This is a genomic window from Geminicoccus sp. (assembly GCF_036263595.1).
GTDB lineage: Bacteria > Pseudomonadota > Alphaproteobacteria > Geminicoccales > Geminicoccaceae > Geminicoccus.
This window is the reverse complement of sequence record NZ_DATAGQ010000058.1, coordinates 1-8,669: the sequence shown is the minus strand read 5'-3', so window position 1 is coordinate 8,669 and position 8,669 is coordinate 1. Positions and strand designations below refer to the sequence as shown.

Below are 8,669 nucleotides of genomic sequence, written 5' to 3'. Positions count from 1 at the left end.
TCCTGGATGGAGTCGATGTGACCGACCTGCCGATGTACCGGCGGGCCAGGCTCGGGGTCGGCTACCTCGCCCAGGAAGCTTCGGTGTTCCGAGGCCTGAGCGTCGAGAACAACCTGCGCGCGGTGCTGGAACTGGTCGAGCCGGCCCGGATGCGGCGCGAGGAAATGCTGGATGAGCTTCTTGCGGAATTTGGGCTGAGCCATCTGCGCCGCGCACCCGCCCTCGGCCTTTCTGGTGGCGAGCGGCGCCGGGTGGAGATCGCACGGGCATTGGCGTCCCGCCCCGGATTCATGCTCCTCGACGAGCCGCTGGCAGGCATCGATCCCATCAACGTGGCGGAGATCCGGTTACTGGTGGCCCACCTGAAGGACCGGGGCCTGGGCGTGCTGATCACGGATCACAATGTCCGCGACACGCTGGAGATCATCGACCGGGCCTACATCCTTCACGAGGGGCGTGTCATCATGGAGGGAACGCCCGCCTCGATCGTGGCGGACGATCTGGTCCGCAAAGTCTATCTCGGCGACGATTTCGCCCTGTGAGCGATCTCCCCCCGACCATACGCTCGACCCTCGGGCCGCCTGACGCGGGACATCCATCATGAGCACTGGGATGAGGCTGGAGGTCCGCCAGTCACAAAGCCTCGTGATCACCCCGCAGTTGCAGCAGGCGATCAAGCTTCTGCAGCTCTCCAACATTGAGTTGGATCAGTTCATCCAGCAGGAATTGGCGGAGAACCCGTTTCTCACGCGGACGGACGGCATCAGTGACCGGGCTGGCGATGCGCCGGCTGATCGAGAGGCGCCACTGGGCGCGCCAACGGACGTTCCGGTCGATCCGGCCGCTGCCAGACACGAACTCGAAGGTACGGACTGGCCGACGGAAACCGGCGATAGCGGCGGCGAAGCGGTGCCTGGGACGCCACGAGAGCGCCGCGCCACTGGTGGCGATGACGATCTGCCGTCGCTGGAGGTGGTGCTATCTCGCCCGATTTCCCTGCGCGAGCATCTGCTGGCCCAGGTGGTGGCAGATGCCGCCGACCTTCCCACCCGCTTTCTCGCGTGCGGGCTGGTCGAGCGCCTCGATCCCGACGGCTACTTGCGCGAGACCATCGAGGAGCTTTGCGTTGAACTCCGGGCGAGCCGGAGCGAGATCGAGCAGGCGCTCCGGATCGTCCACAACCTCGAACCTGTCGGGGTAGGGGCGCGAGACCTGCGAGAGTGCCTGGCGCTGCAGTTGCGGGAACGCGATCGGCTGGACCCCGCCATGCAGGTGCTGCTCGAGAACCTGCCCGCGCTGGCTCGCGCCGACTTTGCAGGTCTGCAGCGGCTCTGTGGCGTGGACCAAGCCGATCTGCAGGAGATGATTGCCGAGATCCGCGCGCTCAACCCACGGCCAGGAGCCTTGTTTGATCCTGAACCGGTGGCGAGCGTGGCGCCCGACGTGCACATCCTCCCCATGCACGGCGGCAACTGGCGCGTGGAGATCGACCCACGCACCCTGCCCCGCGTCCTGGTCGACAGGAGCTACTACACTGAAATCTGCGGCAGCGCGGAAGGCCGCAGGGCCAAGGAATATCTGAGCGACCGCTGGCAATCGGCGAACTGGCTGGTCAAGGCGCTCGACCAGCGAGCCCGCACTGTGCTTCGCGTAACCAAGGCAATCTTCCAGCGCCAGAAGGGGTTCCTGACCCACGGGCCATCCAGGCTGCGCCCCCTGGTGCTGCGCGACATTGCGGAGGTGACCGGGCTGCACGAGAGCACGGTGAGCAGGGCGACCAGCGACAAGTATGTTGGTACGCCGAGGGGCACGTTCGCGCTCAAGTACTTCTTCACGACGGGCCTGCCGTCCTCGGACGGCGAGAGCAGCGTGAGCGCCGAAGTGATCCGGCAGAGAATCCGAATGATGATTGACCGCGAGACGCCGGACGACATCCTTTCCGACGACCGTCTGGTCGTGCTCCTCGAGAAGGAAGGCATGCAGGTGGCGAGGCGGACGGTGGCGAAGTATCGGGAGTCGCTGGGAATCGCTTCCTCCTTGCAGCGCCGCCGGGCCAAGGCTCTCGTCCGCTGAGCGCAGCCCCCGCCTCCCTCTTGCTGCATGGCTCCTGCGTACGCCTGCACGGGCGCGGTGTCCTGATCCTGGGGCCTTCCGGTTCCGGCAAGTCTGCCCTCTGCATCGATCTCCTCGGACGCGGCGGTTGGCTGGTTGCCGACGACGCGGTCGATCTGACCAGACATGGCGCCAAACTGCTTGCTCGCTGCCCGGAACCAATTCGCGGTCAGATCGAGTTGCGTGGGCTCGGTCTGGCGAGGGTGCCGGTTGCGGCATGCGTCCAGGTGCATCTGGTCGCTCGGCTGGACGAAGCTTTTGCCAAGGAGCGCTTGCCTGCTCCTGCGTCGACCGGCATTCTTGGAATGGAGCTGCCATTGTTCTACATCGCGCCGCATGAACATGCGCGCATGGGTTCTTTCGTATCCGCAGCCTTGGCTCGCTATATCCGCGAGGTTCAGTGAACCGGATCGTTCTCGTTACCGGCATGGCTGGCGCTGGCCGTACCACTGCCCTGAAGGTGCTCGAAGACCTGGGGTTCGAGGCAGTCGACAACCTGCCGATCGGGCTGCTGCGCAAGCTCGTTCAGTCTCTGGATCCTTCGGACGTCGATCTCGCGATCGGCATCGACCCGAGATCACGTACCTTCGATGCCGAAGCGTTGATGATCCGCTTGGAGCGGCTCCGCTCGTCCGGCGTGGCCGAAATCCGCCTCTTGTTCCTGGACTGCGATGACGAGGTCCTGCGTCGGCGCTACAGCGAGACGCGGCGCAGGCACCCGTTGGCGTTCGATCGTTCGATCGAGGACGGAATCGCCCATGAGCGCCAGATCCTGGCACCCGTTCGGGAACTGGCCGACCATGTCGTCGATTCGACGGTGCTGACGCCTGGCGACCTCAAGCGTGTCGTGACCGGCCACTTCGACCGGTCGAAGAGCCAGCGCCTGTCGATAGACATCATCTCGTTCTCGTTCCGCAACGGCCTTCCCAGGGAAGCGGACCTCTTGTTCGATGTACGCTTCCTGCGCAATCCCCACTATGACCGCGACCTGCGGCCGATGACCGGACTCGACCGGCAAGTACAGGAGTATATTGCCCTCGACCTTGACTTCGCGTCGTTCATGGAGCACATCGTGAATCTGCTGCTGCCATTGCTTCCGCGCTACCGGGCGGAAGGCAAATCCTATCTCACCATCGCGATCGGCTGCACCGGCGGCAAGCACCGATCAGTCTATGTGGCCGAAACGCTGTCGGTGCGGCTGCGCGATGCTGGCTGGGCAGTTGCGACCCATCATCGGGATATTCCCCGCCCACCTGCGGTCGATCCGATTCCCGACTTGCCTGCTGGGGCCGGCCCATGATTGGCCTCGTCATCGTTACACATGGTCATCTAGCCGATGAATTCGTAGCCGCGCTCGAACATGTGGTCGGACCGCAGAAGGATGTCGCGGCGATCTCGATCGGCCCTGATGATGACATTGAGCGGCGCCGAGTCGATATTGTTGCCGCGGTGAAGAGGGTGGACACCGGCAGCGGCGTCATCATGCTCACTGATATGTTCGGCGGTACCCCCTCGAATTTGGCCATCTCCAACATGGATCGCCCGGATGTGGAGGTGATCTGCGGCATCAACCTGCCGATGCTGATCAAGCTCGCCACGGTGCGCGGCAGCGAGACCCTGCCCCACGCGATCAAGAGCGCGCAGGATGCAGGCCGGAAGTACATCCAGGTGGCAAGCCAGATCCTTGGCGGAGACAAGAGCTGACAACCGACGGCATCGGGGCCAGACGGCAGTGAGCGGCCTCGCGGTAGAAGTGCTGGTCTGCAACCAGCGCGGCCTCCACGCCCGCGCGGCTGCGAAGCTGGTGCGACTCGCCAGCACGTTCGATGCGGTGGTCAGCGTAGGCAAGGACGATACCAGCGTGACGGCCACGTCGATCCTCGGATTGATGATGCTCGGCGCCGGGGTCGGCTCCTCGCTTCGGCTGCAGGCAGACGGCCGGGAAGCGGAACCTGCTTTGAAGGCGATCGCCGCCCTCATCCAGCGCGGTTTCGACGAGTAGGTCCACGTCCTCTGTTTCCTGCACGACGTCATCGGCATTCCGGCACTGGAGGTGCCCGTCGGCATGCTCCGTCGCCACGTCATTGGGACTGGTATGGCCTGGATCATCCTCATCGCCGCGGGCCTGTTCGAGGTGGGCTGGGCTGTTGGCCTGAAATATGCCGACGGCTTCACGCGGCTCATGCCGTCGCTGCTGACGGTGGCGTCGATGGTCGTCAGCCTCGGACTGCTGGGGTGGGCGCTGCGCAGCCTGCCTCTCGGCACGGCCTATGCCGTGTGGACCGGGATAGGCACCATAGGTACAGCCATCTTGGGCATCTATCTGTTCGGCGAGAATGCCGACATCGTTCGATTGTTCAGCATCGGCTTGATCGTCGCGGGCATCATTGGCCTGAAGCTCGCTCACTAGATGCTGTCGGTCGCGCCGGGCTTCATCGGTTGTTAACCAGCCCAAGCTACCATGCTGCGACACCAAGGACGGCAGCATGCTCGCCTGGATCGATCGCCTTCCGCTAGAGCAGGTCATGGTCATGACCGTTGGCGTGGCCCTGCTGATCATGCAGGGGCCCATGATCGCCTACAGCGTCATCGTGGAACGGCGTTCAATCGAGGAGCTAGCTGAGCGACGGGCTCGGACTGCCCTGGACATGATCGAAGAGGTCCATGTCCAGTCCATGCTCAACCGTGATCGAATCATCAGCGGCCAGCTCACCATGCCCACGCTCGAGAGCAGCATGAACCAGCTCATGCGCGTGAACCAGACTCTGGACCTCTGGATCTTCCAGGGAGCAGAGACGAACGGGACATCGACAGCGCGTGGAACTGCTTCGCACCCGGGCCCGCGCGACGCCGTCGACGTGAAGGCGATCGAGGACGGCCAGTTGCAGAGCATCGTCGTCGACGACGTGCTGAGGGTTGCACGACCGGTCATTCAAGGGGACGGTCGGGCGGCGGATGTCAGGTGCAGGACATGCCACGCCGCTGCCGCCGAACGTGCCTCTCCTGCGGTCATTGGTGGGTACAGTGCAGCCTTGGATATCAGTGCGGAGCTGGCGCAATGGCGCCGAGATGCCGTCCGCCAGGCTCTGTCGGCACTGGCGGTGCTTCTGCTCACGATCGCATTGATCTCGTCGATGCTTCACCTCTCAATGCTGCGGCCACTGCGCCGACTGGCCGACATCACCCGGCGGCTGGCAAGTGGCGATGCCACTGTCGCGATCGATGGAAGCAGCCGCCCTGATGAACTCGGTGCCATGACTCGCTCCCTCGCCGTCTTCCGGACCAATCTACTCGCGCGCCAGCAACTGGAGCGCGAAGGTGCGGCTGCCCAGTTGAAACTGCGGCACCTGGCCTCGCACGACGCACTGACCGGACTGGCGAACAGGATCCTGTTCGCTGAACGGGTGGAGAGCGCAATGGCCATCGCCCGACGGCAAGCCCACTCCTTGGCCGTGCTCTGCATCGATGTCGACCGCTTCAAGGAAGTGAATGACACGCTCGGGCACGCGGCTGGCGACGAACTCCTCAAAAAGGTCGCGACCTGTCTCAAGGATTGTATCCGAGCTACCGACACGGTGGCCCGCATCGGCGGCGACGAGTTCGCTATCGTGCAGCTGGGACCGGTCCGGACGTCGGATGTCGAGACATTGTGCAGTCGGTTGATCACCGTGTTCGAGGAGCCATGGCCAATCCAGGGACAGGATGTCCAAGCGGGTCTGAGCATCGGAGTCGCGCTCGGGCCTGACGACGCCGAGACGGCCGACATGCTGATCAAGAAGGCGGATCTCGCCCTGCACCAGGCGAAGATGGAGAGCCGACGAACGTTTCGTTTCTTCGTTCCAGCCATGAATTCGATGCTGACTGAACGTAAGGCGATGGAGAAGGATCTGAAGTCGGCGCTCGACCGCGACGAGTTCCAGCTGCACTACCAGCCGACCCACGATCTGAGGACCGGCCAGGTCGTCAGCGTCGAGGCGCTGCTGCGCTGGCACCACCTTGAACGTGGGTGGGTGAGCCCCGCTGAGTTCGTCCCGATCGCCGAGGCGAACGGGCTCATCCTTCCCATCGGCGAATGGGTCCTGCGCACGGCTTGTCGTCAGGCGGCCCGGTGGCCAGAACTCGTGGTTGCGGTCAATCTTTCGCCGGTGCAGTTCCGCCACCCGGATCTCGTCGGGCTTGTGCGCGATGTGCTTGATCAGGCTAGGTTGTCAGCACAAAGGCTGGAGGTGGAGATCACTGAAGGAGTGCTGCTGGACGATGTGGAAGGAGCGGCACGAACCTTGAACGCGCTGAAGAAGCTCGGGACCCGCATTGCCATGGACGACTTCGGCACAGGCTATTCAAGCCTGAGCTATCTACAGCGCTTTCCCTTCGATAAGCTCAAGATCGACCAGTCCTTCGTCCGCAGCCTCGGCCATGACAGCAATGCGGCAGCGATCATCCGTTCGGTGATCGGCCTCGGCCGCAGCCTGGGCATGACCACTATTGCCGAAGGCGTGGAGACGGCCCAGCAGTTGGCGTTCCTGCGACGCGAGGGTTGCGATCAAGCACAGGGCTATCATCTGGGCCGTCCAGTGCCCGCCGATGAGATCGACCATCTCGTCCGTCGGCCGGTTCCCTCTTTGGACTGTTCGGCGGTGATGGCGTAGTCGCGTGCGACTCGAGCCGGTCGAGCCGGCGCGTAGCAGTTGTTGCCGTGGCCGACAGGTTCTTTGGAGAGATCGAGCGGGCAGGCCTGAGGGAAGCCAAGCAACGACCGATGACGTCGAGCTTGGAGCTATATGGAGACTAACAGGATCACCATTATGAACCGATGGGGTCCGATGTGGTGAGTAATCCGCCATCGCTCGCAACGAGGCTCACCGACGTCGGGTTCATGGCAGCGAGTGCATAGCTGTCAGTGGCGCAAGTTGGGGGCCAAAGCCAACAGGCGGGGGTCAGAACGATACGGATCGAAACAGGTCACATCGAAGTCGGTCCCACGAAGGAGACAGTCGGCACGGATTTCGCCGATCTGGCTGCCATCCTCCCAGTAGCAATTGCTGCCGATGGATGGCTTCATCGTGAGCAACAATATGACCGCTTCTTCAGAAGGAACAAAGGCGACCCAGCTGGCTTGGCGTAAACTGCTGTAGGACACGCCTTTGCGACTTCGATCATAAGATCTGCGACCTAGTCGGAGCCTTATCAACCATGGGAACAGCAGGGACCCGTTACCGTGCAACGACCGCCCTTCGCAGTCCAGTGACGGTGGCTGGCCCCTGCTGGCTCGTCTTCCAAAAGGTCGTACAGCTTGAGACGATCACCGGGCTGCGCGGCTGGTCAGGATGGACAGGCTGCCGGTGAGAGAGTCGCCAAGTAGTGCAATGTGTCAGGTAGCAGACAGGTTGAACCGCGCCTGCGTCAGACTGATCGAGCCGCAGAGCGTCGACCAGACTGGGCGGTTCGGGAAGCTCCCCATTATGCCGATGCAGCGCCTGTTCTGGCCATTCAGCTGTTCCAGCGGCGGACTTTGTGCAGCCTTCTACATCCTGTTAGCTCCTGACCACTGTGCCTATCTGTGGCATTGGCAGCAGATGGGGCGATCAATGACAAGAATACTGATGCGTGGTGGGCAACACTTGAGCCATTCATCGAGGCTGCCCGCCCGCGCCACAAGACTGATTTGATGATCTGCACACAATCTTCGAGGCGATCATCTGGCACCGCCAGAACGGGGCGACGTGGCGCAATCTGTCTTGCGAGTGCAGCCCCCGTTCAGGCCTCCTGACCCGAACGCCTCCGGTGATGGAGGACCCGGCTGCTTCCGGATCCTGGTGGACGGCCGCGCAAACCTACATCCGCCCTCGGCAGACTGCCGGCCGCCGCTCCATTGGAATCGGATCTACCGCCTGCTAACGGCTGATGGGAAGGCTCGGCATAGGAACGCCTGCTGGAGATGGCACAGGAGCGAGGCGCCCAGCTTGGCACGACCTTCCTGGACGGCACCGATATTCGAGCCCACCAAAAGGCGGCCAGAGAGGCTCAAGAAGGGGTAACGGAGCCCCGGCCGGGCCGTCGCCTTCAGCTTGGCAGCCGGACAGGCTCATGACCTGCCAAAAGCTGTCGACTTGCTCGCCCGACCTTCGGGTGCGCCAAGGTGGGCTATGATTGACTGCGGCCATACCAGCCATGCCTTCAGAGAGCATATCTGGAACCAAGCCGCGCGGCCGGTAATCCCACCGCAGCGGCACACCTCATCCGTTGCGTGTCCCGCTTGGATCTACGATTGCCGCAACAGGGTTGAGCGCCCTTAGGCCAATCTGAAGGAGGGCCGCGCCATCGCCACCCGCTATCAGAAGGTGGCTAACTCCTGCATGGGCGTCCTCTGCCTTCCAGCAGCACTCGACTGATGCTCCCCCGATCTGACGGGCACGGGGGTTTAGCTCGCTTTCCGCTCGGCCTGTTCGGGCGTGATGTAGCCCAGGGCCGGGTGGATGCGCTGCCTGTTGTCGTAGCCTTTGATGGTGGCGAACAGGTCGCGCCGTGCCTCGTCCCGGGTCGCTCACCGCCGCTGA

At 63.3% G+C, this 8,669-nt stretch carries 9 protein-coding genes and 1 pseudogene; 8 read left to right on the top strand and 2 right to left on the bottom strand.

Annotation, left to right across the window (positions count from 1 at the left end):
• From lptB to VHL31_RS04700, 8 genes are all read left to right on the top strand, one after another.
• A partial coding sequence (lptB, locus tag VHL31_RS04735; RefSeq protein ID WP_329660054.1) for an LPS export ABC transporter ATP-binding protein occupies positions 1–542 on the top strand: 542 nt, incomplete at its 5' end.
• Positions 543–600: 58 nt separating this feature from the next.
• Entirely contained in the window at positions 601–2,073 is a 1,473-nt protein-coding gene (gene rpoN / locus VHL31_RS04730) for an RNA polymerase factor sigma-54 (protein ID WP_329660053.1), read from the top strand.
• Between the two features lie 20 nt (positions 2,074–2,093).
• Complete coding sequence (locus VHL31_RS04725; protein ID WP_329660052.1) at positions 2,094–2,516, top strand: HPr kinase/phosphatase C-terminal domain-containing protein; 423 nt, start codon at positions 2,094–2,096, stop codon at positions 2,514–2,516.
• Positions 2,513–3,412: an RNase adapter RapZ gene (gene rapZ, locus VHL31_RS04720; RefSeq protein ID WP_329660051.1), complete on the top strand. Its 900-nt coding sequence runs from the start codon at positions 2,513–2,515 to the stop codon at positions 3,410–3,412. The genes VHL31_RS04725 and rapZ overlap by 4 nt, the downstream gene beginning before the upstream one ends.
• Complete coding sequence (locus VHL31_RS04715) at positions 3,409–3,816, top strand: PTS sugar transporter subunit IIA (protein ID WP_329660050.1); 408 nt, start codon at positions 3,409–3,411, stop codon at positions 3,814–3,816. Before rapZ ends, VHL31_RS04715 begins: the two co-directional genes overlap by 4 nt.
• 28 nt (positions 3,817–3,844) lie before the next feature.
• A complete protein-coding gene (locus VHL31_RS04710; RefSeq protein ID WP_329660049.1) occupies positions 3,845–4,114 on the top strand; it encodes an HPr family phosphocarrier protein in 270 nt (89 codons plus the stop codon).
• A gap of 93 nt (positions 4,115–4,207) precedes the next feature.
• The gene (gene sugE / locus VHL31_RS04705; RefSeq protein WP_329660048.1) at positions 4,208–4,522 is read left to right on the top strand and encodes a quaternary ammonium compound efflux SMR transporter SugE; all 315 of its coding nucleotides are present in this window, start codon (positions 4,208–4,210) and stop codon (positions 4,520–4,522) included.
• A gap of 76 nt (positions 4,523–4,598) precedes the next feature.
• The gene (locus tag VHL31_RS04700) at positions 4,599–6,761 is read left to right on the top strand and encodes a putative bifunctional diguanylate cyclase/phosphodiesterase (RefSeq protein WP_329660047.1); all 2,163 of its coding nucleotides are present in this window, start codon (positions 4,599–4,601) and stop codon (positions 6,759–6,761) included.
• Positions 6,762–7,009: 248 nt separating this feature from the next.
• Here the strand turns inward: VHL31_RS04700 and VHL31_RS04695 are convergent, their stop codons facing one another.
• Together VHL31_RS04695 and VHL31_RS04690 are read right to left on the bottom strand one after the other, a co-directional pair.
• Positions 7,010–7,252 (bottom strand): hypothetical protein, encoded by a 243-nt coding sequence (locus tag VHL31_RS04695; protein ID WP_329660046.1) that lies wholly within the window; start codon positions 7,250–7,252, stop codon positions 7,010–7,012.
• Positions 7,253–8,533: 1,281 nt separating this feature from the next.
• Positions 8,534–8,656, bottom strand: a pseudogene (locus VHL31_RS04690) (IS3 family transposase); the annotation flags it as partial.
• Positions 8,657–8,669 lie beyond the last annotated feature (13 nt).

Coding starts and splice junctions, on each gene's coding strand:
- rpoN (WP_329660053.1), top strand. CDS start 601: ATGAGCACTGGGATGAGGCTGGAGGTCCGCCAGTCACAAAGCCTCGTG.
- VHL31_RS04715 (WP_329660050.1), top strand. CDS start 3,409: ATGATTGGCCTCGTCATCGTTACACATGGTCATCTAGCCGATGAATTC.
- sugE (WP_329660048.1), top strand. CDS start 4,208: ATGGCCTGGATCATCCTCATCGCCGCGGGCCTGTTCGAGGTGGGCTGG.
- VHL31_RS04700 (WP_329660047.1), top strand. CDS start 4,599: ATGCTCGCCTGGATCGATCGCCTTCCGCTAGAGCAGGTCATGGTCATG.